We start from the raw sequence: 23,018 nt of genomic DNA, 5'->3' as shown, positions 1-23,018 counted from the left end.
GCAGTCATGCCACGAGCCCTGCCGCCCCCGAAGGGGCAGCAGGGCCTCGGGACCTTGGTCCGACCGAGTCAGACGCCGGCGGGAACCGGGGTGCGGGTGGTGGCGGTGGGGGTGTCCTCGATCTTCTTGGCGTGACGCAGGCCCAGGAAGCCGAGGGCCAGGAGGACTGCGGCGCCCACGAAGGAGGCGATGGCGGCGTAGCCGGCGATCACACCCATGGTGGCGAAGGCGAAGGCGTAGAGGAGCAGGCCGCGAAGCGTGCTGCCCATGAAGAGCGACTGGCGCAGGTCGCCCCAGGCGGCGGCCTCGTCGATCTCGGCCTGGGTGGCGTTGGGGTTCTCGGCGAGCGCGCCGCCGAGCTCACGGGCCTTGGCGCTGGCCTGCGAGTAGCTCAGGGGCTCGCCCGCGAGCTCCTCGCCGCTGGCGTTCATGTGGGCCTGGATGAAGTGGTCGGCGTAGGCGCGGGCCTCGGCGCCGGAGTCCATGGGCGAGCCGCCGAACTCCTTGAGGGCGTCGGCGTCGGCCTTGGGCAGACCCTCGAGGGCGGGGCCCTCGGGCATCACGATGTCCTGCGCGATGAGCTGCTCCTCGACCTGGTCTCCGATGAAGACGTTCGCCCAGGTCAGCAGCCCTCCCGCCACGAGGAGTACGACGGCCAGCAGAAGGCCGGTGCCAGAGATCAACTTGTCGAGAGTGGAACGCATAACGTCCTCCTGTTACCTGGCGGAGGACCGGGCGCCCTTCGCAACAACTTGAACATTAAGCAAGTTGTGTGCCGGTCCTCAGAGCCGAAGGTCAGCCATGTGACGGGACCATGGGCCCCCTCTGCCCAGGCCGTGGAGGGACTTCGACCCTCCATCGGGAGTACTCGCTTCGTCTCGTACTCCCGTCACTCCACTCGCTCAGCGGCGATCGTGGTGTCGTCGCCGTGCCCGGTGTGGACGACCGTGTCGTCGGGCAGCGCGAAGAGCTGGGTGCGGATCGACTCGACGATCAGGTCCGCGTCGCTGAACGATCGCCCGGTCGCGCCGGGACCGCCGTGGAACAGGGTGTCTCCGGTGAACACGCAGCCCAGCTCGGGCGCGTAGAAGCACACCGCCCCGGGCGCGTGGCCCGGCGTGTGCAGCACCCGGAGCGTCGTACCGGCGACCTCGATCTCGGTGCCGTCGGCCAGGTCGAGGTCCCACAGCTCGTCGGTGTGGGTGAGCTCCCAGACCGGCTTGTCGGCGGGGTGCAGCATGATCGGCGCGACGACCCGCTCGCGCAGCGCCGGCGCCACCCGACAGTGGTCGTCGTGGGCGTGCGTCAGCAGGATCGCCTTGACCTTGCGGTCCCCCACCACGGCCATGATGTCGTCGACCGAGTGGGGTGCGTCGATGACCACGCACTCGGTGTCGTCGCCGATCACCCAGATGTTGTTGTCGACGTCGAACGTCTCGCCGTCCAGGCTGAACGTGCCCGACGAGACGGCATGGTCGATCCGCGCCATCGTCATCAGAGGACCACCACCGAGCGCAGCACGTCGCCGCCGTGCATCCGTTCGAACGCCGCCTCGACGTCGCCGATGCCGATCTCCTCGGTGACGAACGCGTCCAGGTCGAGCCGGCCCTGCTGGTAGAGGTCGACCAGCATCGGGAAGTCGCGGCTCGGCAGGCAGTCGCCGTACCAGCTCGACTTCAGCGACCCGCCCCGGCCGAACACGTCGATCAGCGGGATGTCGGGGAGCTTCATGTCCGGCGTCGGCACTCCCACGAGTACGACGGTCCCGGCCAGGTCGCGCGCGTAGAACGCCTGCTTCCAGGTCTCGGGACGGCCCACGGCCTCGATCACCACGTCGGCGCCGAAGCCGCCGGTGAGCTCCTGGATCGCCGCCACCGGGTCGCCGACCGACGAGTCGACGGTGTGGGTCGCGCCCATCGCCTTGGCCTTCTCGAGCTTCTTGGCGTCGATGTCGACCGCGATGATCGTGGACGCACCGGCCAGCGCGGAGCCGGCGATCGCGGCAACGCCGACCCCGCCACAGCCGATGACCGCGACGGACTTGCCGCGGGTCACCGCGCCGGTGTTGATCGCGGCGCCGATGCCGGCCATGACACCGCAGCCCAGGAGACCGACCGCGGCGGCGCGTGCCGAGGGGTCGACCTTGGTGCACTGGCCCGCGGCCACGAGCGTCTTCTCGGCGAACGCGCCGATCCCGAGCGCCGGCGACAGCTCGGTGCCGTCCTCCAGTGTCATCTTCTGGGTGGCGTTGTGGGTGGCGAAGCAGTACTGCGGCTCGCCGCGGTCGCAGGCGCGACAGTCACCACAGACCGCGCGCCAGTTGAGCACCACGAAGTCACCGGGAGCGACGCCGGTGACGTCGGGTCCGACCGCCTCGACGACGCCCGCGGCCTCGTGGCCGAGCAGGAACGGGAAGTCGTCGTTGATGCCGCCCTCGCGGTAGTGCAGGTCGGTGTGGCAGACCCCGCAGGCCTGCACCTTGACCAGCGCCTCACCCGGGCCGGGGTCGGGCACGTTGATCGTCACCAGCTCGACCGGCTCCCCCTTGGCTCGTGCGACAACCGCCTTGACCTGCTGCATGCGTCTCCCCTTCGTCCTGCTTCGGTGGTGGCTTCCATGCAACCGTATGGGTGCCCCGGTCGTGTAGGGGTTGTGGAGGTGCGCGTGGACGCTCGGTCGGAGTTCGAGGCGTGGCTCGTGGCGCGCGAACCCTCCCTCCAGCGCCTCGCCCACCTGCTGGCCGGTGACCCCCACGACGCCCGCGACCTCGTCCAGAAGACGCTGGCCAAGCTGTACCTCGCGTGGGGGCGGCTCGAGGACCGTCACGACGTCGACGCCTACGCCCGCCGGATCCTCGTCAACGAGCACCGCTCGTCGTGGCGGCGCACCGCCCGGCGCCGCGAGATCGTCACCGCCGACGTGCCCGAACGGCCGGTCGACGACCACCACGACGACGGGCTGCGCGACGCGGTCTGGTCGTTCGTGGCCACCCTGCCCCCGCGCCAGCGCGCGGTGATCGTGCTGCGCTACTACGAGCAGCTCACCGAGCCCGAGACCGCCGAGGTGCTCGGGATCTCGGTCGGCACCGTCAAGTCCCAGGCCCATCGCGCGATCGCCTCCCTGCGCGCACACCTCCCCCAGGAGACCCGATGAGCGACCCCGAACAGCTCCTCCGTGACGCCCTCCAGGACCGCGCCGAGCGCACGTCGTACGACGCGACGCCGCTGGCCGACGTCGAGTCCGGCGCCTACCGGCTGCGGCGGCGGCGCCGCACCGTCGGAGCGGCGCTGACCGCCGCGGCCGCCGTGGTCGTCGTGGTGGTGCCCCTGGCGGTCGTCGCCGCGCAGGACCCCGAGACCGTGCCGGCTCCCGCGCCGACCACGACCCCGAGCGTCCCGACCCCAACCACGACACCGACCACGCCCGCGCCTAGTGGCGGCCCTCCTCAGATCGCCTACGCCGAGGGAGACCGGATCCACGAGCCGGGCGGCCGCGTCTTCCAGCTGCCCCGCGACCTCGGCGTCTCCGGGTTCGTGGCGTACCGCGGTGGCTACCTGGTCGCGGACGCCCGCTACTTCGAGGGCTCGGTGGGCCTGACCCGTTACGACGCCGGCGGGCGCGCGGTGGCGTCGTGGACCTCTGCCGGCAGGCCTGTCAGCAGCGCCGACGGCCTGGTCACCACTTGGACGTCCTTCGCACCACCGGAGTCGGGGACCACCGCGCCGACGCTGGTCCACGTCGCCTCCTCGACCGGCGACGGGCCCGAGGTGACGCAGGAGCTCGACCTGATTCAGCCGTCTGTGGTCGGGATGGTGGGTGTCGATGTCGTGATCGAGGGCGGCTTCGGGGCGGGCGGTGTCTGGGCCACCGACCTGGTATCCGCGCCCCGCCGGATCGAGGTCCTCGACCGCGCGACCGACGTGAGCGACGCCCAGGGACTCATCGCGGGCAGTGTCGACCAGGATGCGATCGGTCGAGTCGTCGACGCCGCCACGGGCGAGGTCCTGTGGGAGCGGCAGGGCGTCACGGTGAGTGCCTTCAGTCCCGACGGGCGCTACGCCGTGGCCACCGCGAGCCAGGGCGGCCGGCGCGAGATCGTCGAGGCGCGGACCGGCGAGGTCCTCGCGGAGGTGAAGGCGTCGGGCGAGGAGCACTTCCCGACCCTGCTCGAGCTGACCTGGGAGGACGACGGCCACCTCCTCGGCGACCTGGCCTTCAACTGCTGCGCCCACCTGGGCCGCGTCGACCTCGACGGGAACATCACCCCGGCCCGTCCTCGCGGCGAGATCGGTGGGACCGGGTTCGTCTTCGCGGCGACCTCCTGAGCCTCGCCACGACAGATTGCAACCATCTCGGAGGCGTTCGCGTCTTCGACACGTGAACCACGCAAGCACGACGTTGCACCTCCCGACCCGGGACAGACCCGAGACTGGAGGCATGAGCGCCAAGACGGCTGCCCGCGACGCCGAGTTCACGGCCTACCTGGACGCCAGGCAGCCGCAGCTGCTGCGTACGGCGTACCTCCTCACCGGAGACCGGCACCAGGCCGAGGACGTCCTCCAGACCTCACTGGCCAAGCTCTACCTGGCCTGGGACAAGGTGCGCGACCGCGACTCGGTGGACGCCTACGTCCGCCGGATCATGGTCAACGAGAACAACTCGCTGTGGCGGCGCGGCTGGAAGAAGCGCGAGTTCGCCACCGAGGTGCTCCCCGACCGCGAGTTCCGCGACGAGTACGACGAGGGGCTGGGCGCCGCCCTGTGGGACGTCGTCCAGACCCTGCCGAAGAAGGCGCGTGCCGTCGTCGTGCTGCGCTACTACGAGCAGCTGACCGAGGCGGAGACCGCTGACCTGCTCGGCATCTCGGTCGGCACCGTGAAGTCCCAGTGCAGCCGCGCGCTCGCCGCCCTGCGCGAGCGCGTCCCCGCAGAGCTCAACCCTGGCCACCGGGAGGAGGACCGATGAACAAGAGCAGCGACAGCCAAGGGGAAGACCCCGACGAGAGCTGGGAGTCAGAGATGAGCCGCGAGTTCGACCATCGGGTCCGCGACCTCAACGAAGCGCCCTTCTCCCTCGACCATGTGAAGGGCAGAGCCATGACCATCAAGCGCAACCGCCGACTCGCCGTCGCGGGCGGCATGCTCGCCGCCGCCGCGGTGATCGTGCCCGTCGCCGTCATCTCCGCGCAGGGGATCGACGGCCGCACCGACCGCGACCTGCCGCCGGCCACCAGCAACCCCAGCCCGACCGAGGCGGTCGACCCACCGTCGTCCGCCCTGGCCCTGGACTACCTCGAGGGGAAGACCTGGGTCCGCCCCGACGGGTCGGTCGTCGAGCTCGGAGTGAAGTACGACAACGGCACCATGCTCGGCGCCACCCTGCTCGCCGTCCGCTCCGACGACGAGGGCAACCGGACCATCGACGTCATCGACCAGACCGGTGACGTGACCGAGACGATCCCGCTGGTCTCCGACCTCGTGGTCAACGCCGACCACACCACCGTGGCCTACCTCGAGCCCGACGGCGACCTGATGACCCTGTGGGACCCCAACGCGGGTGACGAGGGCCGGGTCGCGATCGAGACCGGGCTGACTTCGGACGTCACGCCCACGGCGGTCGTGGGCGGACCGAGCTGCTACGAGGCCCCGAAGGGCGACGGCTGCACGGTCTACTTCAACCACGGTGACGGCGAGACCCCGCCGCAGGCCGCCGACTCGCACGGCATCACCGACCAGTTCGTCAACGGCCCGGCCATCGGCGTCGAGGACGTGACCGAGGTCGGCGTCGCGCTCGTCCAGAAGTCCTACTCGGACACCGGGTCGTGCAACGGGATCTACGACCTGCGTCAGGGCGCCTACCTCTGGGAGACCTGCAACTTCTTCCTGCTCGACCTCAACCGGCCGGCCACTCACACCGCGGCCACGCACCCCTATCTCGACGGGATCGGCAACGGGTGGGTCGCCATCCTGGACACCGCCGGCAACGAGGTCGTCCGGGTCGACCCGGCCGGTGGCTACACCGGACGCCAGGTCTGGGAGGACGACGACTCGCTGCTCGTGACCGTCTACGACCAGGGCGCCTGGAGCGTGTGGCGGCTCAACACCGACGGGACCAAGGAGCAGGCGCTCAGCGGGAGCCAGGCCGGGAGCGACATGTACCCGGCGTACGCCCTGCTGGCCGGCTCCTGAACGCGGTCAGGCGAGCTCGAGGTCGACCGTCGCCAGGACCGAGGCGAGGAGCTCCTCGCGCTCGGCCGGGGAGACGACCCTCACGCCCGTCCGCAGCCCGATCCTGAGGAAGAAGCCGCCGGCGACGGTGCCGAACCCGTCCTCGTAGGTGACGGAGTCGATCCGGCCGCTGGTGTGGTACCACCGCACCCCGTCGAGCTCGACCGGCTCGACGATCTCGGGGTCTCGCAGGTACTGGGTGGTCCGGATCGCGGAGCGGGCCAGCTCCCTGAGGTCCACCTCGGTCCCGGGAGCCAGGTCGGGCAGCTCGGCGATGAAGAGGGTGCTCCCCAGCGTCGGGTCGTCCGCCTGCTCGCTGAACTCGCCGAGCGCGGGCTCCGGGGTCTTCTCCCAGCCCTCAGGCGCGTGCACCGACAGGTGGCCCTGGGTCATCCGCAGCCCGCTGGCCGCGGAGACGCTCGGCGTGGGGGGGTCGCTCGTCGGCGGCGCCGAGGTCTCCGGCGTGCCCGACGAGTCGTCGCTGCTCGGGGAGCTGCTGGGCTCCGGGTCCGACGGCGTGTCGTCGGAGCAGCCGACGGTCGTCAGCAACAGGGCAGCGGCCAGGGCCAGGGATCCGAGATGGCGGGACACGTCGTACTCCTCCACGGGGCGGGATCGCCACGATAGCGGCCCCGATTTCGGGCGGGCACGGCGTTTGGGCGCCCCCGTCACCGGGTAGGCAGGCTATGGCAGGGTGAAGATCGACATCACGGGGAGATCAGCATGTTGGACGTCGGGGCCGTCACTGGAGTTCTCCAGGAGATCAACGTCGACGAGCAGACCATCCAGTCGATCGTCGATGTCCTCGAGACCGGGATGGAGATCCTCGAGACTCCGCTGCCGCCCCTCGACCAGTCCGTGTTCGGAGGGTCGCACACCGGCGGAGAGCTCGGCCGCCACACCGACATCGCGCACCAGCACGTGATCAAGGCGATGACCGACATGCTCGCCGGGCTCGAGCACTACCGCACCGGCGTCCAGCGCTACGCCGCGGAGGCGTTCGAGGTCGACGGCAACATCACCGCCGCCGCCACCCGTCTCCAGACCGAGCTCGACGCCGCGGCGCCGTGCGTGGCCCGGCCCGACATACGCGACAACCCGGTCTGCGCCGCCCCTCCGGCCGAGGAGGGCTGATGGTCACCGGACCGCAGCAGCAGCGGCTCGAGCAAGCCCTGAACGGCGCCTCCCCCGAGGCCATCAGCGGCGCCAGCTCCGAGTGGTTCCGGTGCGGGCAGATGCTCAGCGTGGTGGCTGGAGCGCTCGACCGGGCCAGCACCAGCGGACAGGACCTCGGCGGCCAGACGGGACCGGCACTGAGCGCGGCCTTCGCCCAGACCGCCGTCGGCATGGCGGGCAAGGCCCGCGAGCTGAGCCGCGGCTCCCAGGCCCTCTTCCAGGCGAGCCAGGCCATCACGCAGACCAACAACGGCGTGACCAGGATGAACAACAAGATCCCCCAGGCCCCGCACCCCGGCCCCTATGTCCCGCCGGTGGAGGACGACGTCACGTCGACGGGGACCTACAAGGGGGACATGGAGGCCTACGAGACGTCCTTCAACGACCGGGAGGAGCGCGCCCGGAAGCTCGCCGACGCGCTCGACCGCGACTTCGAGGCCTCGACCGAGGTCATGAGGAGCATCCATGGCGAGCCCGACCCGCCCGTGGACAACGGCGGCGACGGACCCGGTGGCCCGCAGCCGATCTCCGCGGTCCCTCCGCGCGGTGGCGGCGGGCGGCCTCCCACCGGCGGGGTGCACCACCCGACCAGCGTCGTCGGCGAGCCCGTTCGCGACCCCGACCACGGCGATCACCACACCGACCTCCCTGACCACACCACGCCGCAGCAGCAGCAGCCCACGGTGCCGACCCACGAGGTCACCCCGCCGACAGCGACCCCGTTCCCCGACCACGGCACGGCCCTGCCCGACCCGGGCACCACCGGTGTCATCGGCGGCACCGGCTCCGGCGGCATCAGTGCTCCGCTGGCCGGTGGCCTCGGTGTCGCGGCCGGCGGCGGCCTGGCCGGCGCCGCGATCGGTGGCATCCGTGGCGGGCTCGCACCGACCGGCTCCGTGCCCGGTGCCGCGACCCGGCCGATCGGCAGCTCCTCGCGGGCCGGTGCGCCCGGCGCCCTCGGGCGCGGCAGCGGCGCCGCCGGCACCGGCTCTCCGACCTCGCGGCCCACCGGCCGTGGCGCGGGCGGGCGCGGCGGCCCGGGCGGGCGCGGTGGCGCCACCAGCCCCGGCGGCGGAGCGGGCGGCCGGCGCGGCGCAGCCGGAGCGGGAGCCGCTGCGGGACGACGCGGGGGCAAGAAGGACCAGGACGAGCAGGGACGCGACCGCGACCTCTTCGACGACGGCCAGGAGTGGATCGACGACGCCGACGCGGCCCCTGGCGTGATCGACTGAGCCGGCCAGGCCCTCAGGCCGGCGCGGGAAGCACGCAGAACTCGTTGCCGGACGGGTCGGCGTAGGACCGCCACGGCAGCTCGCCCCAGCCCGGGTGGAGCTCGTGGCCGCCCCGCTCCGCGATGCCTGCCGCGACGCCGTCGGGATCGTCTCCGGCCTCGAGCCGGACATCGAGATGGAGCCGGTTCTTGGCGGGTCCCTTCGGCGACGGCTCGGAGCAGAGCTCGAGGAGCGGACCCTTCATCGACGGGTGGCGCAGGGACCGAGGGGCCAGCCGCGGCGACTCCGTCCAGCCGGTCAGCCACGACCAGAACTGCGCGTCCCGCTCCGGGTCGGCGGAGTCGAGCGGCAGCGCGGCGATCGGTCCGGTGTCGGCGTACGTCGCCCGCTCCTCCATGACGCAGCAGGGATTGCCCGCCGGGTCGGCGAGCACGACCCACGGCACGTCGCCCTGACCGATGTCGAGGTGCCGCGCGCCCAACCCGAGCAGCCGCTCGACCACGTCGCCCTGGCCGGCACCGCCAACGAGGTCCAGGTGGAGGCGCGGTGGGTCCGTGGGCGCCTCGGGGACGCGCTGGAAGCACAGGTCGAGCACCGGCCCGCCCTCGACGGTGAGCCTTGTCTCGTAGCCCGCGGGCTCGTCGGTCAGCTGTTCGCAGCCGAGTGCTGTCTCCCAGAACCGGCCGAGCAGCTGGGGGTCGACGGCGTCGAAGACGAGGTTCTCCAGGTACATGCCGCCACCGTAGCCAGCGACGACGTCGCGGCGCCTCCCGGTTTCGGGAACGTCAGGCCAGGACGCTGGTCACGGGCAGGCTGGAGTCGGCGGGCAGGTCGAGCGGCGACGGCGTACGGCCCCGGGCGACCATCTCCGAGCCGAGCGCGGCGACCATCGCGCCGTTGTCGGTGCACAGGCCCGGGCGCGGGACCCGCACCCGGATGCCGAGGCGCGAGGCGCGTTCCTCCGCCATCGCGCGCAGCCGGGAGTTGGCCGCGACCCCACCCCCGATGAGCAGGTCCTCGATGCCCTGGCTCGCGGCGGCGTCCAGCGCCTTGCGGACCAGGACGTCACACACCGCCTCCTGGAAGCTCGCGGCGACATCGCTGACCGGGACCGGCTCCCCCGCGCGCTCGCGCGCCTCGACCCAGCGCGCGACCGCGGTCTTGAGCCCGGAGAACGAGAAGTCGAAGCGGTGCCGCTCGAGGTCGCGACGGGCGGTGAGACCGCGTGGGAAGTCGACATAGACACTGCTGCCCTCACGGGCCACCCGGTCGATGTGGGGGCCGCCGGGGAACGGCAGCCCCAGCAGCCGGGCCACCTTGTCGAACGCCTCGCCGGCCGCGTCGTCGATGGTCGCGCCCAGCGGCTCGACCCCGGCCGTCACGTCGGTCACCTTGAGCAGGCTCGAGTGGCCGCCGCTGACCAGCAGCGCGAGGCACGGCTCCGGGAGCGCGCCGTGCTCGAGCTGGTCGACCGCGATGTGGGCGGCGAGGTGGTTGACGCCGTAGATCGGCTTGCCCAGGCCGAGGGCCAGGGCCTTGGCGGCGGCCACGCCGACCAGGAGGGCGCCGGCCAGGCCGGGGCCGTTGGTGACCGCGATCGCGTCGACGTCGCGCAGCGCGATGCCGGCGGTGTCGCAGGCGCGCTCGATCGTGGGCACCATCGCCTCGAGGTGGGCGCGGCTCGCGACCTCGGGCACGACGCCGCCGAAGCGCGCGTGCTCCTCGACGCTGCTCGCGACCGCGTCGGCGAGCAGCGTGTGCCCGCGGACGATCCCGACGCCGGTCTCGTCGCACGACGTCTCGATGCCGAGGACCAGGGGTTCCTGCTTCACCGGGTCATCCTCCCCCGCAGCCGGTTAGGAGCGCGCGGCGGAGCACTACGGCCGGGGCGCCGTCGCGGTAGTAGCGCGGCCGGCGGTCGACCTCGACGAAGCCGCGGGCGGCGTAGAACGCCAGCGCCCCCGTGTTGGTGTCGCGCACCTCGAGCAGCAGCCGGTCGGCGCCACCGACCTTCGCGAGCGTGAGGACCTCGTCGAGCAGCGCGGACGCGAGGCCGGTCCGACGCGCGTCGGGGCGTACGGCGATCCGTTGCAGCTCGGCGATGTCGCCGGCCACGCTGGCCACCGCGTAGCCGGCCACGGCTGCGTCACTCTCGGCCACGAGGTAGTGGATGGTCGGCAGGTTGCCGGCGACCCCCTCGCGCACCAGGCCCTCCGACCACGCATCGACGCCGAGCGCCTCGTCCTCGAGCGCGGCGATCGCGGGCACGTCGGCGACGGTGGCGGCGCGGATCACGAGACCCGCTTGGGCGGGCGGGGCGCCTCGGCGTCGGGTCGCCGCAGGTACATCGGCTCGGGGTCGCACAGCTCGGCGAGCTCCTCGGTCACCACGCGGGCCAGCCAGCCGGCGCTCGGACGCATCGGGCCGCTGAAGTGGGGGAAGTCCGCGGGGTAGAGGGCCCCGCCCTCGCCCACCACCGGCAGCACGGTCGCTACCGTGGCCGGCTTGGCGACCGCCGGGCCGGCGACGCGCACGCCGTCGACGTACGACGCGAGGTAGACCTCCTTGCGCCGGGCGTCGGTCGCCACCACGAGCTCACCGGGGCGATCGGCCTCGGCGGCGAGCACGTCGAGCGAGCAGACGCCGTAGACGGGGATCTCGAGCACGAAGCCGAGCGTGCGTGCCGTGACCAGCCCGACGCGCAGGCCGGTGAAGGGACCGGGGCCGACGCCGACACCGATCGCGGTGAGGTCCTGGCGCACGATCCCGGCCCGGGCCATCACGGCCTCGATCAGCGGCGCCAGCTGCTCGCCGTGCTTCATCTCGCGCTCGGAGGTCAGCTCGGCCACGACGTCGGCGCCGTCGTGCAGGGCGACGGTGACCTGCGGCGAGGCGGTGTCGAAGGCGAGCAGCACGAACCGAGGCTACCGAGGAGCGCCTCTCACGTGGCCCAGCGGGTGCCGACGCCGAGGACCTCGACCTGCCGGGGGTCGAGCTCTCCCTCGGACTCCTCCGAGGACCGCGAGATGCGGACCTCGAGACGCGAGTCGGCCAGGCTCTCGGCGAGCCCCTCGCCCCACTCGACGACCGTGACAGCCTCGGCGAGCGAGGTGTCGAGGTCGAGGTCGTCGAGCTCGTCGAGCCCACCGATCCGGTAGGCGTCGACGTGGACGAGGTCGGGTCCGCCGGTCAGCGACGGGTGCACCCGCGCGATCACGAAGGTCGGCGACGTGACGCCGCCACGCACGCCCAGCCCCTCACCCAGCCCCTGGGTGAAGGTGGTCTTGCCGGCGCCCAGGCCGCCCGAGAGCACCAGCAGGTCGCCCGCGCGAAGATCTTCGGCCACCCGGACGCCGAGCGCGCGCATGTCGTCGGCCGTCGCCACGTCGTACGTCGTGGGCAGCGGCCGCGACAGCTCGACGTACGGGAAGCGCCGGTCGGCCTGCGCGAAGCCGCGGCGCTCCCAGAAGGCGACCGTGGCCGGCAGCTCCTCGCGGGCCACCACCGAGAGCCGGGCGCGGCCGGGCCAGGCCTCGACCGCCGCGTCGACCATCGCGGCCGCGACACCGTGGCCCTGGGCTGCCGGCAGGACCCCGAAGCGGCGCAGGTAGACCGAGTTGCCGACCGGGTCGAAGAGCAGGGCGCCGACCGGTTCGTCGCCGACGCGGGCCACCAGGCCGCCGTTGAGAGCCAGGCGGGTCCCGATCGACTCGACGGTCTCGCTGAGGGCGTCGGCGGGCGGGTCGAGCGGGGGCCGGCTGCCGAAGGCCTCGATGACGATGTGGTGGACCACCTCGGCCGACTCGTGGCCGACGCGGCGGACGGTGAGGCTCACCGTCCGGCGACCCGGTCGGTGGCCGCGGAGATGAGCTGGTCGAGCTCGGCGGTGACCTGCTCGTGGCGCTCGAGCAGCACCATGTGGCCGGCGCCCTCGCACTCGACGAGGTGGGACCCCGGGATCCGGTGGTGCAGCTTGCGGCTGTGGCCGATCGAGGTGAGCTTGTCGGCGGTGCCGCAGATGATCGAGGTCGGGATCCGGCTCAGGACCTCGACGGTGTCGAACTTGTCGAGGCTGCTGAAGCTCGGGAAGAACTCCGCCACCACCTCGAACGGCGTGGCCGAGAGCATCTCGTCGACGAAGTCGACGTAGCCGCTGGGCACCGCGTCGCCGAAGGCGAACAGGTCGGTGCCGACCCGGGCGATGGCGGCCCCGACCCGGCGGGCGTTGTCGACCGCGAGGTGGCCGCGGTGGAGGGTGCGTACGGCGCGGTGGGTCACCCGGCCGCTGAGTCGGGCCGGGAACATCGGCAGCAGCAGCTTGCCGACGTCGAGCCCGCCGGCGGTCGTGGAGACCAGGCCGACGCCCACGACCCGGTCGCCGATCAGCTCGGGGAACAGCTCGGCGAGGGCGATGATCGTCATGCCACCCATGGAGTGGCCCACCAGGACCACCGGGCCGTCGGGCACCACGTGGTCGAGCACCTGCTTGAGGTCGCGGCCGAGCTGCTCGATCGTGGCATTGGCGTGGGACGAGCGGCCGGAACGGCCGTGCGAGCGCTGGTCGTAGAACACGGTGCGGACCAGGCCGCGGTAGGCGGCGCGCTGGAAGTGCCAGCAGTCGAGGTTGAGGCAGTAGCCGTGCGCGAAGACCACGGTGACCTGGGGCTCGGCGCGGCGCCGGGTCCAGCGCCGCTTGGAGCCGGGCTCGGGCTCGGTGACCTCGTCGACCTCGACGTGCAGGGGTACGCCGTCCTCGGCGACCACGATGACCGGCTTCGAGCGGAGCGACCCGAAGTCGGGGCTGAGGTCCGTGCGGCCCTCGATCCGGCGGTTGCGGCGAGCGACACCGACCGCCGTACCGGCCGCGGCGAGGCCGACGGCCCCGGCCGCGGCTCCCCAGACACGTCCTCGGATGCTCATCGGGCTTCCTCGTCAGAGGTGGTCTCGGAGTCGACGTGGGAGCGGGACATGCGGCCGCCGATCCGGGTGACGATCTCGTAGCTGATGGTGCCGCAGGCCTCGGCCCAGTCCTGGGCGGTCGGCTCGCCGTCGCGTCCGGGCCCGAAGAGCACGACCTCGGCACCGGCCTCGGGCCGGTCGCCGCCGAGGTCGACGACGAACTGGTCCATGCAGACGAGCCCGCGGATCGGGCGCTGCAAGCCGTCGACGGCGACGGAGGCGGTGTTGCTGGCGTGACGCGGCACGCCCTCGCCGTAGCCGGCGGGCACCAGGCCGACCGTGGTGGGCTGCTCAGCGGTCCAGCTGTGGCCGTAGGAGACCGAGTCGCCGGCGACCAGCGGCTTCACCATCGCGAGCCGGGCCCGGGCGGTCATCGCCGGCACCAGGCCGAGGTCGGGCGTGTGCCCGGGCGCCGGGTCGAGGCCGTAGGACGCGATGCCGCAGCGCACCAGGTCGAGGCGCGAGCTCGGGCGCAGCAGCGCCGCGGCGGAGTTGGCGAGGTGGCGCACCTCGGGGCGCAGGCCGGCCGTGTCGGCGGCGGCGAGCGCGCGGTGGAAGGCGGCCTCCTGCCGATCGTTGGCGGGGTGCTCCGGCTCGTCGCTGCACGCGAAGTGGGACCAGAGGCCGGTGATGCGCCAGTGGCCGGCCTCCTCTCCGGCCCGGGCCCGGGCGAGGAAGTCGGGCCAGTCGTGCTCGGCGGCGCCGCCACGCGACAACCCGGTGTCGACCTTGAGCTGGACCCGCGCGGCGCTGCCCGTGGCAGTGCTGGCGGCGGCGATCTCGTCGAGCTCGGCCACGGAGTAGGCGGTGACGTCGAGGTCGGCCTCGATCGCGGCGGCGTACTGCTCCCCCGGGACGGTGAGCCAGCAGAGCACCCGGCCGTCGGCGCCGGCGGCGCGCAGGGCCAGCGCCTCGTCGAGGGTCGCGACCCCGAGCCACTCAGCGCCGGCCTGACGGGCGGCGCGCGCGACGGGGACCATCCCGTGGCCGTAGCCGTCGGCCTTGACCACGACCATCACGGGCGTGCCGGTGATCTGCCGCAGCGTCGTGACGTTGTGCCGGATCGCGGCGAGATCGACGACGATCTCGGCGCGGGCGGCAGTCATGGGGTCGATTGTCCCATCCGGCGTACGGCGTCGGGGATCGCCTCGGCCACCCGGCCCGCGGAGAGCGGCCCGCCACCACCGGCGAGGGTCGCCGCGGCACCGTGCAGCCAGGAGCCCACGGAGGCGGCGTCGAACGGGTCGAGCCCGGCAGCCAGGAGCGCGCCGATGAGCCCGCCGAGCACGTCACCGGCCCCGGCGGTCGCCAGCCAGGGGGTGCCGGTGGTGGTCACGCGCACCCGCCCGCCGGGCGCCGCGACCAGCGTGTGTCGCCCCTTGAGGAGCACCACGGCGTCGTAGCGGTCGGCGGCGTCGCGGGCGTGGGCCAGGGGTCGCGCCTCGATCGTGCCGCGGTCGATGCCGAGCATCCGCGCGAGCTCGCCGGCGTGGGGCGTGAGGACGGTGGGGGGTGCGACCGGGCCGGTGACGTGGGCGAGCGCGTCGGCGTCGATCACGGTGGGTACGCCGTCGCTCAGGGCGGCCGCGAGCTCGCGCGCGGCGTCGGGGCCGCTCCCGGAGCCGACCACCCACGCCTGGACCTGCCCCTCGCCGACCACCTCGGGGTGGGCGGCGCGCACGCGGACGGCGACGTCGGCGTTACCGACGTACCGGACCATGCCGCAGAGGCCGCTCGCCGCACCGGCGACGCTGAGGAGCCCGGCGCCGGGGTAGTCCGTGGAGCCGGCCCGCACGCCGACGACGCCGCGGGTGTACTTGTGGGCGTCGCTGCCGGGCCGCGGGAGCAGCCGCGCCACGTCGGCCGGCTGGAGCGACTCGACGTCTGCCGCGGGCAGGTGAAGGCCGAGGTCCACGAGCTGGACGACGCCGCAGGCGCTCGCCGCAGGGTCGACCAGGTGGGCGACCTTGTGGGTGCCGAAGGTGACCGTGAGGTCGGCTCGCGCGTGCGATGCGGGGGTCTCGCCGGTGTCGACGTCGACGCCGGACGGGGTGTCGACCGCGACCAGCGGGATGCCCCTGACGTGCTCGAGCGCCTCGATCGCGGCGTCCGGGAGGCCCGGGCGGCCGCCGATGCCGAGGATCCCGTCAATCACGACCTCCGCGCTGGGGGGTTGTGTGCCTGAGAGTGCGCCCGGGAGCTCGCTGAGGCACACGACCCGTCCGCCGGCCGTGCGGAGGGCCTCGAGCCCGCCTACGTGGGTGTGGTCGGTGACCAGCCACGCCTCGACCGCGCACCCGCGACCGGCGAGCACCGCGCCGGCGTACAGCGCGTCACCGCCGTTGTTGCCCGGCCCGACCAGCAGCAGCACCCGTCGTCCGTACGCCGACCCGAGCAGGTCCAGCACGGCGTACGCCAGCCCATGGGCGGCACGCTGCATCAACGCACCCTCGGGCTGCTGCGCCAGCAGCGTCTCCTCCGCCGCGCGCACCTGCTCGACCGTGTGGGCGTACCTCATGGCTCCCACGCTAGTGGGGTCGTGTGCCTGACAGTGCGCTCCGCCGCACGCTGAGGCGCACGACCCGCTCACCGCGACACTGCCCTGTGGACAACCTGCTCGCCTGGTTCGTGACGGGGAAGGAGCCCCCCAGCCGCGTGCTGGTGCTCGAGGTAGACGGGTCGTTCCACATGGAGGTGTCCCAGTGGAACGACGACCTGCGGCGCTCGCGCCGGATCATGACGCGCGATCGGGTCGTGGTGCGGTGCTCGGCCTACGAGCTGCGTCACGAGATGCCTGAGGTGGCGCGGGACCTGATTGCCCTCGGAGTGCCGGGTCGTGTGCCTGACAGTGCGGCCTGACGCTCGCTGAGGCACACGACCCCGTCAACGCCAGGGTGGGCCGGCGCAGGCCGCCCCGCGCACCGCTGCTACGACTCGAGGACGACGACGGCGGAGGCGATCCCGGCGTCGTGCGAGAGCGAGAGGTGCACATGGACCGCGCCCAGCTCGGCGGCCCGCGCCGCGACCGAGCCGCGCAGCGCGAACAACGGGCGGCCGGAGTCCTCGGAGACCACTTCGGCGTCGTGCCAGGCCAGGCCGACGGGGGCGCCGAGAGCCTTGGCGAGCGCCTCCTTGGCCGCGAACCGCGCGGCGAGCGACGCCAGCGGGCGGTCGACCTCGTCGGCGGTGAACAGCCGGGCCGCCAGGCCGCGGGTGCGCTCCAGGGACTCCCCGAACCGCTCGATGTCGACCACGTCGATCCCGACGCCGATCACGGACATGTGTTCACCATGGGCGCTACTCCACCGTGACGGACTTGGCCAGATTGCGCGGCTGGTCGACGTCGTGGCCCATCGCGGTGGCCAGCTCGCACGCGAAGAGCTGGAGCGGCACGATCGCCACCAGCGGCTGGAGCAGCACGGGCACTCGCGGCAGCCGGATCAGGACGTCGGCGTACGGCTCGATGGAGGTGTCGCCCTCCTCGGCCAGGCAGATCGTGCGCGCACCGCGCGCCCGCACCTCCTGGATCCCGCTGATCATCTTCTCGTGCAGCTGGTCGCGGCCCTGGGGAGGTACGACGCACAGCACCGGCAGGCCCTCCTCGATCAGCGCGATCGGCCCGTGCTTGAGCTCGCCGGCCGCGAACCCCTCGGCGTGGATGTAGGCGAGCTCCTTGAGCTTGAGCGCTCCCTCGAGCGCGACCGGGTAGCCGGCGTGCCGGCCCAGGAACAGCACCGACTTGGTGTTCAGGTGGGTCCGCGCGAGCTCGTAGACGGTCTCGGCCGACTCCAGCACCGTGGCGATGTGGTCGGGCATCTCCTCGAGCTGGTGGATGATCTCGGTGATCTCGTCGCCGTAGCGGGTGCCCTTCACCTGCGCGACGTAGAGCGCCAGCAGGTAGCAGGCGACGAGCTGGGTCAGGAAGCCCTTCGTGGACGCGACGCCGATCTCCGGGCCGGCGTGGGTGTAGATGACCGCGTCGGACTCGCGCGGGATCGTCGAGCCGTTGGTGTTGCAGATCGCCAGCACCTTGGAGCGCTGGGTCCGCGCATGCCGGATCGCCTGGAGGGTGTCGGCGGTCTCGCCGGACTGGCTGATCGCGACCACCAGGGTGGAGTAGTCGAGGATCGGGTCGCGGTAGCGGAACTCGGAGGCCAGCTCGACCTCGACGGGCGTGCGGGTCCAGTGCTCGATGGCGTACTTCGCGACCATGCCGGCGTAGAACGACGTGCCGCACGCGATGATGATGATCTTGTCGACCTCGCGGATGTCGTCGTCGGAGAGCCGCATCTCGTCGAGCTGCAGCAGCCCGTCCGCGGTACGGCGTCCCAGCAGCGAGTCTGCCACCGCGCGCGGCTGCTCGAAGATCTCCTTGCGCATGAACCAGTCGTGGCCGTCCTTCTCGGCCGCCGAGAGGTCCCAGGTGACGGTGTAGCGCTTGCCGTCGGAGGGGTTGCCGTCGAAGTCGGTGACCTCGACGGCGTCGCGGGTGATCGTGACGACCTGGTCCTGGCCGAGCTCCATCGCCTCACGGGTGTGCTCGATGAACGCGGACACGTCGGAGCCGAGGAAGTTCTCACCGTCGCCGAGCCCCACGACCAGCGGTGAGCTGCGCCGCGCCGCCACGACCCGGTCGGGGTCCTGGCTGTCGACCGCGACCAGGGTGAACGCGCCCTCGAGCTGGCGGCAGATCCGCTGCATGGCCGTGGTGAGATCGACCCCCGACTCGACCTGGAGCTCGAGCAGCTGGGCGGCCACCTCGGTGTCGGTCTCGGAGAGCATGACGTGGTCGTCGGCCTCGATCCGGCCGCGGAGGGCGGCGAAGTTCTCGATGATCCCGTTGTGCACCAGCGCCACGCGGCGGCTGCCACCCGTGTGCGGATGGGCGTTGACGTCGTTGGGCGCGCCGTGGGTGGCCCAGCGGGTGTGGCCGATGCCGGTCGTGGACTCGGGCAGCGGCCGGTCGGCGATCGCCTTCTCGAGGTTGGCGAGCTTGCCGGCGCGCTTCTCCATCGCCAGCGTGCCCCCGGCTGCGTCGTGGACGACGAGCGCGATCCCGGCCGAGTCGTAGCCGCGGTACTCGAGCCGGCGGAGCCCTTCGACCACGACGCCCTGGGCCTGCTGCGGACCCACGTAACCGACGATTCCGCACATGGGTCCCACTGTAGAGGGGAGACGCCGCGGGCCCGGTGAGCTGGCCCTGCGAGCGCCGTACACCGCCGCTGCTGCAAGAATCGAAGCCATGTCGTCTGGCGGAGGTCACCGCAACGGTGGCTCCGACGAGTCGCAGCGCGAGTCATCGCCCTACATCGAGCTCGATCGCGCCGCCTGGGCAGCGCTCGCCGCCGAGACCACGAACCCGCTCAGCGTCGAGGAGATCCGCAGCCTCCAGGGCCTCGGTGAGCAGCTCGACCTCGACGAGGTCCAGGAGGTCTACCTCCCCCTCAGCAAGCTGCTCAGCCTGTACGTCGAGTCGGCGGGCAAGCTGCACCGCGAGCAGGAGGCGTTCCTCCACCAGCGCAACCCGCCCCGCACGCCCTTCGTGATCGGGCTGGCCGGGTCGGTCGCCGTCGGCAAGTCGACCACCGCCCGCGTGCTGCAGCAGATGCTGGCGCACTGGCCCGAGCACCCCAACGTCGCGCTGATCACCACCGACGGCTTCCTCTACCCCAACCACGAGCTCGAGCGCCGCGGCATCCTCCAGCGCAAGGGCTTCCCGGAGTCCTACGACCGCCGGGCACTGCTGCGGTTCGTCGTCGATATCAAGTCGGGCAAGGACGAGGTCGAGGCCCCGACCTATTCCCACCTCGTCTACGACGTCGTGCCCGACGAGAAGGTCGTCATCAAGCGGCCCGACATCGTGATCATCGAGGGGCTCAACGTCCTCCAGCCCGCCCGGGTGCGCGACGACGGCCGCGCGGGCCTGACGCTGAGCGACTTCTTCGACTTCTCCGTCTACGTCGACTCGGGGCGCGACAAGATCCGCGAGTGGTACGTCGAGCGGTTCCTGCGGCTGCGCGAGACGTCGTTCCGCGACCCCGCGTCGTACTTCTCCCGCTACGCCGCGCTCACGCACGAGCAGGCGGTCGCCGAGGCGGAGCGGATCTGGGACACCATCAACGGCCCCAACCTGGTGCAGAACATCCTGCCCACCCGCTCCCGCGCCACCCTCGTGATGCGCAAGGACCGCGACCACTCCGTGCGCTACGTGCGGCTGCGCAAGCTCTGAGCGCCCCCAGGCCGAGCTTGCGAGGGCTGGGACTCAGGCGCCAGGTCGAGCAGCGACGCGACCGACGAAGGAGGTCGCGAGAGCGTGTCGAGACCAGGGCTCATCTGGTCTCTAGGCTCCGCAGGATCCGGTCGACCACTGAGGTCGTCGCCGCCTCCGGCCCCAGGTCGCGTACGACGACCAGCGTGACGACACCGGCGTGGCCTGCGACGCTGACCAGGTCGAGCGCGACCCGCTCGGGCTGGCACGGCCCGCCGGGCGCCGGGCGGACCAGGGCGCTCGTGCGGAGGCCGGCCGAGCCGTCGAGGAGGACGAGGCGGGTGGTGCGGCCGTCGGTGGTCGGGTGGCCGGCGACCGACGTACGCCACCGCCGGGCCTCGCGCAGGTTGACCTGCCGGAGGGTCCCGGGATGCGGGCCGGTCAGCCCCGCGAACCCACGGTTGGACGCCCCTGACGCCTGCGCGCAGTAGCCGTCGTCGAGCACCGCCGGGCCGGCGACGCCCACCATCGGGTCGCCGTGCCGGTCGGCGTAGTAGACGACCTGGTCGGGCTCGCGCACCGTCCACCCCGCCGACTCGGGCGGCACCTCGAAGCTGCCGGCGGGACCGACGACCACCTGCCACGGTGGCTCCGCGGCGCTCGGCGCGCGTCCGCTGTCGGCCCCGGCGAGCACGGCACCGCCGCAGGCCAGCGTCACCAAGGTGGCGACGACGCCGAGGAGGGTGGCGAACCGGTGCATCCCCCGTGTCTAGCCGAGCCCGCCGCCGTCGGCGAACGCCTCTCCACAGGCCGCGGTACGCCGTGCTTATCGCGCGAGCCGGTCAGCCGGGGATTCCGACAGAGGGCGACCTCAGAGCGCGAGCTGCTGGAGCACCACGGCGGCGAGGCGGTCGGCGACGCCCTGGGCGAGGTCGTGCGTGGGCGCCTCGACCATGACCCGCACCAGCGGCTCGGTGCCGGAGGGGCGCAGCAGGATGCGGCCGGTGTCGCCAAGGGCGTACTCCTCCTCGGCCACCGCGGCCGCGAGCACGGCGTCGTCGTCGGCGCGCGCCTTGTCGACACCGGGCACGTTGACGAGCACCTGCGGGAGGCGGGTCACGACGGAGGCCAACGACGCCAGCGACTGGCCGGTCTCGGCCATCCGCTCGAGGACGTGGAGGGCGGTGAGGATGCCGTCACCGGTGGTGGCGTAGTCGCTCATGATCACGTGGCCGGACTGCTCCCCGCCCAGGGTGTAGCCGGACACCCGCATCGCCTCGAGCACGTAGCGGTCGCCGACCTTGGTCTGGCGTACGCCGAGCCCGGCGGCGCGCATGGCCGTGACGAACCCGAGGTTGCTCATCACGGTCGCGACGACGGTGTCCTTGACCAGGCGGCCGGCCTCGGCCATCGAGATCGCGAGCACCGCGAGGATCTGGTCGCCGTCGACGGTCTCGCCCGCGGCGTCGACCGCGAGGCAGCGGTCGGCGTCACCGTCGAGCGCGAAGCCGGCGTCGGCGCCGTGCTCGAGCACCGCGGCCCGCAGCGGCTCCAGGTGGGTCGAGCCGCACTGGTCGTTGATGTTGAGGCCGGTGGGCTTGGCGTGGATCGCGATGACGGTGGCACCGGCCTCGCGCAGCGCGAGCGGGCCGGCCTCGAAGGCAGCGCCTTCGGCGCAGTCGAGTACGACGGTCAGCCCGTCGAGCGGGCGGCGCACCGTGGAGGCGAGGTGGGCGGCGTACTCCTCGACGGCGTTGTCGTAGTGCAGGACCCGCCCGACGTCGCCGCCGGTCGGCTTCTCGAAGACCTGGCCGAGCCGCGACTCGATCTCCAGCTCGAGGGCGTCGCCGAGCTTGACGCCGCCGCGGGCGAGGAACTTGATGCCGTTGTCGGGCATCGGGTTGTGCGACGCGGAGAGCATCACGCCGAGGTCGGCACCGAGCGAGGCGGTGAGGTGGGCGACGCCCGGGGTGGGCAGGACCCCCAGCAGCAGGGCGTCGACGCCCGCCGAGGCGAGGCCGGCCACGACCGCGGCCTCGAGGAACTCCCCCGAGATCCGGGTGTCGCGACCCACGACCGCGAGCGGCCGGTGCCCAGCGAACTCGCCGTGCTCGGCCAGGACCCGGGCGGCGGAAACGGAAAGGTCCAGGGCCAGCGACGCGGTGAGCTCACCGTTCGCCAGACCCCGGACCCCGTCCGTACCGAAGTGTCGGGCCAAGAATCAGCGCTTGCTGAACTGCGGCGCCTTGCGGGCCTTCTTGAGTCCAGCCTTCTTGCGCTCGATGACGCGAGCGTCGCGAGTGAGGAGACCGGCCTTCTTGAGCGAGGGGCGGTTGGCCTCCTCGTCGATGAAGTTCAGGCACCGGGCCACGCCGAGACGCAGCGCGCCGGCCTGACCGGTGATGCCGCCACCGTGGATGCGGGCGATCACGTCGAAGCGCCCCTCGAGCTGCAGCTCGGCGAACGGCTCGTTCACCACCTGCTGGTGCAGCTTGTTGGGGAAGTAGGAGTCGAGCGTGCGGCCGTTGACGACCCAGTTGCCCGTGCCGGGGACGATGCGAACGCGCGCCACGGCCTCCTTGCGACGGCCGGTCGCTGCGGCCGGGGCGATGGTCGCCGGACGGGCGGGGGCGTCCGCGGACGGAGCGCTCTCGGAGCTGTAGGCAACGCCCTGCTCGTCGGCCTCAAAGGTCTCTTCGACCTCGGTGCTGGTGTCAGCCACTGTGTTCCTCAACCTTGCTTTCGACGTCGGGAGTTACTGGGAGATCTGGGTGATCTCGAAGGGAACGGCCTGCTGGGCCGAGTGGGGGTGGGTCGGGCCGGAGTAGACCTTGAGCTTCTTCATCAGCGCGCGACCGAGCTTGTTCTTGGGGAGCATGCCCCACACGGCCTTCTCGATCGCCTTGCGGGCGTCCTTGTCCAGGACTTCGCCGATCGGCGTGGAGGTCAGACCACCCGGGAAGCCAGAGTGGCGGTAGGTCATCTTCGTGGTCCGCTTGTTGCCGGACAGGGCGACCTTCTCCGCGTTGACGACGATGACGAAGTCACCGACGTCCATGTGCGGGGCGTAGATCGGCTTGTGCTTGCCACGCAGGAGGGTGGCGGCCTCGACCGCGAGGCGCCCGAGGATGACGTCCTCGGCGTCGATGACGTGCCAGTCGCGCTGGATGTCACCGGGCTTGGGGCTGTACGTGCGCAAGACAGTTCTCTCTTCTT

26 protein-coding genes are annotated in these 23,018 nt (G+C 72.5%); 8 read left to right on the top strand and 18 right to left on the bottom strand.

What is annotated here, in order from left to right; genetic code table 11:
- Positions 1–68 precede the first annotated feature (68 nt).
- From BLR90_RS13720 to BLR90_RS13710, 3 genes are all read right to left on the bottom strand, one after another.
- On the bottom strand, positions 69–704 hold the full coding sequence (locus tag BLR90_RS13720) for a hypothetical protein (RefSeq protein ID WP_091025779.1): 636 nt from the start codon (positions 702–704) through the stop codon (positions 69–71).
- 185 nt (positions 705–889) lie between these two features.
- Complete coding sequence (locus tag BLR90_RS13715; RefSeq protein WP_218029485.1) at positions 890–1,489, bottom strand: MBL fold metallo-hydrolase; 600 nt, start codon at positions 1,487–1,489, stop codon at positions 890–892.
- 5 nt (positions 1,490–1,494) lie between these two features.
- The gene (locus BLR90_RS13710; protein ID WP_091025777.1) at positions 1,495–2,580 is read right to left on the bottom strand and encodes an S-(hydroxymethyl)mycothiol dehydrogenase; all 1,086 of its coding nucleotides are present in this window, start codon (positions 2,578–2,580) and stop codon (positions 1,495–1,497) included.
- 84 nt (positions 2,581–2,664) lie between these two features.
- Here BLR90_RS13710 and BLR90_RS13705 point away from each other — a divergent pair, with 84 nt between their 5' ends.
- The 4 genes from BLR90_RS13705 (at position 2,665) to BLR90_RS13690 (ending at position 6,188) form a co-directional block, all read left to right on the top strand.
- Entirely contained in the window at positions 2,665–3,153 is a 489-nt protein-coding gene (locus tag BLR90_RS13705) for a SigE family RNA polymerase sigma factor (RefSeq protein ID WP_245715319.1), read from the top strand.
- Positions 3,150–4,325, top strand: a complete 1,176-nt coding sequence (locus BLR90_RS13700; protein WP_091025775.1) for a WD40 repeat domain-containing protein — start codon at positions 3,150–3,152, stop codon at positions 4,323–4,325. The genes BLR90_RS13705 and BLR90_RS13700 overlap by 4 nt, the downstream gene beginning before the upstream one ends.
- A 112-nt stretch (positions 4,326–4,437) precedes the next feature.
- Entirely contained in the window at positions 4,438–4,965 is a 528-nt protein-coding gene (locus BLR90_RS13695) for a SigE family RNA polymerase sigma factor (protein WP_091025774.1), read from the top strand.
- The gene (locus tag BLR90_RS13690; protein ID WP_091025773.1) at positions 4,962–6,188 is read left to right on the top strand and encodes a TolB-like translocation protein; all 1,227 of its coding nucleotides are present in this window, start codon (positions 4,962–4,964) and stop codon (positions 6,186–6,188) included. The genes BLR90_RS13695 and BLR90_RS13690 overlap by 4 nt, the downstream gene beginning before the upstream one ends.
- Before the next feature lie 6 nt (positions 6,189–6,194).
- Here the strand turns inward: BLR90_RS13690 and BLR90_RS13685 are convergent, their stop codons facing one another.
- Positions 6,195–6,818: a hypothetical protein gene (locus tag BLR90_RS13685; protein WP_143016216.1), complete on the bottom strand. Its 624-nt coding sequence runs from the start codon at positions 6,816–6,818 to the stop codon at positions 6,195–6,197.
- Positions 6,819–6,950: 132 nt separating this feature from the next.
- Between BLR90_RS13685 and BLR90_RS13680 the strand changes: the two genes are divergently transcribed.
- Positions 6,951–7,361, top strand: a complete 411-nt coding sequence (locus tag BLR90_RS13680; RefSeq protein WP_091025771.1) for a hypothetical protein — start codon at positions 6,951–6,953, stop codon at positions 7,359–7,361.
- On the top strand, positions 7,361–8,635 hold the full coding sequence (locus tag BLR90_RS13675) for a hypothetical protein (protein ID WP_091025770.1): 1,275 nt from the start codon (positions 7,361–7,363) through the stop codon (positions 8,633–8,635). The genes BLR90_RS13680 and BLR90_RS13675 overlap by 1 nt, the downstream gene beginning before the upstream one ends.
- 13 nt (positions 8,636–8,648) lie before the next feature.
- Here BLR90_RS13675 and BLR90_RS13670 read toward each other — a convergent pair whose 3' ends face one another.
- Genes BLR90_RS13670 through BLR90_RS13635 form a run of 8 tightly spaced genes read right to left on the bottom strand, consistent with a single transcriptional unit; the run spans position 8,649 to position 16,112 of the window.
- On the bottom strand, positions 8,649–9,368 hold the full coding sequence (locus tag BLR90_RS13670; protein WP_091025769.1) for a VOC family protein: 720 nt from the start codon (positions 9,366–9,368) through the stop codon (positions 8,649–8,651).
- Positions 9,369–9,420: 52 nt separating this feature from the next.
- Complete coding sequence (gene tsaD / locus BLR90_RS13665; protein WP_091025768.1) at positions 9,421–10,467, bottom strand: tRNA (adenosine(37)-N6)-threonylcarbamoyltransferase complex transferase subunit TsaD; 1,047 nt, start codon at positions 10,465–10,467, stop codon at positions 9,421–9,423.
- 4 nt (positions 10,468–10,471) lie between these two features.
- A complete protein-coding gene (rimI, locus tag BLR90_RS13660) occupies positions 10,472–10,930 on the bottom strand; it encodes a ribosomal protein S18-alanine N-acetyltransferase (protein WP_245715318.1) in 459 nt (152 codons plus the stop codon).
- Entirely contained in the window at positions 10,927–11,550 is a 624-nt protein-coding gene (gene tsaB / locus BLR90_RS13655) for a tRNA (adenosine(37)-N6)-threonylcarbamoyltransferase complex dimerization subunit type 1 TsaB (RefSeq protein WP_091025766.1), read from the bottom strand. The genes rimI and tsaB overlap by 4 nt, the downstream gene beginning before the upstream one ends.
- A gap of 26 nt (positions 11,551–11,576) precedes the next feature.
- Entirely contained in the window at positions 11,577–12,470 is an 894-nt protein-coding gene (gene tsaE / locus BLR90_RS13650; protein WP_091025765.1) for a tRNA (adenosine(37)-N6)-threonylcarbamoyltransferase complex ATPase subunit type 1 TsaE, read from the bottom strand.
- Positions 12,467–13,555: an alpha/beta fold hydrolase gene (locus tag BLR90_RS13645; RefSeq protein ID WP_091025764.1), complete on the bottom strand. Its 1,089-nt coding sequence runs from the start codon at positions 13,553–13,555 to the stop codon at positions 12,467–12,469. Before BLR90_RS13645 ends, tsaE begins: the two co-directional genes overlap by 4 nt.
- A complete protein-coding gene (gene alr, locus BLR90_RS13640; protein ID WP_091025763.1) occupies positions 13,552–14,700 on the bottom strand; it encodes an alanine racemase in 1,149 nt (382 codons plus the stop codon). The genes BLR90_RS13645 and alr overlap by 4 nt, the downstream gene beginning before the upstream one ends.
- A complete protein-coding gene (locus BLR90_RS13635) occupies positions 14,697–16,112 on the bottom strand; it encodes an NAD(P)H-hydrate dehydratase (protein WP_091025762.1) in 1,416 nt (471 codons plus the stop codon). Before BLR90_RS13635 ends, alr begins: the two co-directional genes overlap by 4 nt.
- A gap of 86 nt (positions 16,113–16,198) precedes the next feature.
- On the opposite strand from BLR90_RS13635, the gene BLR90_RS13630 reads away from it, so the two are divergent.
- A complete protein-coding gene (locus BLR90_RS13630; RefSeq protein ID WP_091025761.1) occupies positions 16,199–16,453 on the top strand; it encodes a PDDEXK family nuclease in 255 nt (84 codons plus the stop codon).
- Between the two features lie 68 nt (positions 16,454–16,521).
- On the opposite strand, the gene BLR90_RS13625 is transcribed toward BLR90_RS13630, so the two are convergent.
- Both BLR90_RS13625 and glmS read right to left on the bottom strand, forming a co-directional pair.
- The gene (locus BLR90_RS13625; protein ID WP_091025760.1) at positions 16,522–16,875 is read right to left on the bottom strand and encodes a holo-ACP synthase; all 354 of its coding nucleotides are present in this window, start codon (positions 16,873–16,875) and stop codon (positions 16,522–16,524) included.
- A 16-nt stretch (positions 16,876–16,891) separates the two neighbouring features.
- Positions 16,892–18,748 carry a glutamine--fructose-6-phosphate transaminase (isomerizing) gene (gene glmS, locus BLR90_RS13620; protein ID WP_091025759.1) on the bottom strand — a complete coding sequence of 619 codons (1,857 nt, stop codon included), beginning with the start codon at positions 18,746–18,748 and terminating at the stop codon, positions 16,892–16,894.
- Between the two features lie 88 nt (positions 18,749–18,836).
- On the opposite strand from glmS, the gene coaA reads away from it, so the two are divergent.
- The gene (gene coaA, locus BLR90_RS13615; protein ID WP_091025758.1) at positions 18,837–19,823 is read left to right on the top strand and encodes a type I pantothenate kinase; all 987 of its coding nucleotides are present in this window, start codon (positions 18,837–18,839) and stop codon (positions 19,821–19,823) included.
- A gap of 100 nt (positions 19,824–19,923) precedes the next feature.
- Here coaA and BLR90_RS13610 read toward each other — a convergent pair whose 3' ends face one another.
- From BLR90_RS13610 to rplM, 4 genes are all read right to left on the bottom strand, one after another.
- The gene (locus BLR90_RS13610; RefSeq protein WP_091025757.1) at positions 19,924–20,562 is read right to left on the bottom strand and encodes a DUF8017 domain-containing protein; all 639 of its coding nucleotides are present in this window, start codon (positions 20,560–20,562) and stop codon (positions 19,924–19,926) included.
- A 111-nt stretch (positions 20,563–20,673) separates the two neighbouring features.
- Positions 20,674–22,020 carry a phosphoglucosamine mutase gene (glmM, locus tag BLR90_RS13605; RefSeq protein WP_091025756.1) on the bottom strand — a complete coding sequence of 449 codons (1,347 nt, stop codon included), beginning with the start codon at positions 22,018–22,020 and terminating at the stop codon, positions 20,674–20,676.
- Positions 22,021–22,023: 3 nt separating this feature from the next.
- Complete coding sequence (rpsI, locus tag BLR90_RS13600; RefSeq protein ID WP_091025755.1) at positions 22,024–22,524, bottom strand: 30S ribosomal protein S9; 501 nt, start codon at positions 22,522–22,524, stop codon at positions 22,024–22,026.
- Positions 22,525–22,557: 33 nt separating this feature from the next.
- On the bottom strand, positions 22,558–23,001 hold the full coding sequence (rplM, locus tag BLR90_RS13595) for a 50S ribosomal protein L13 (RefSeq protein WP_091025754.1): 444 nt from the start codon (positions 22,999–23,001) through the stop codon (positions 22,558–22,560).
- Positions 23,002–23,018 lie beyond the last annotated feature (17 nt).

Source organism: Nocardioides szechwanensis (genome assembly GCF_900103935.1).
GTDB classification, from domain to species: Bacteria; Actinomycetota; Actinomycetes; order Propionibacteriales; family Nocardioidaceae; genus Nocardioides; species Nocardioides szechwanensis.
Note: the sequence above shows the minus strand (reverse complement) of the source record. Positions and strands in the feature narration are given on the sequence as shown.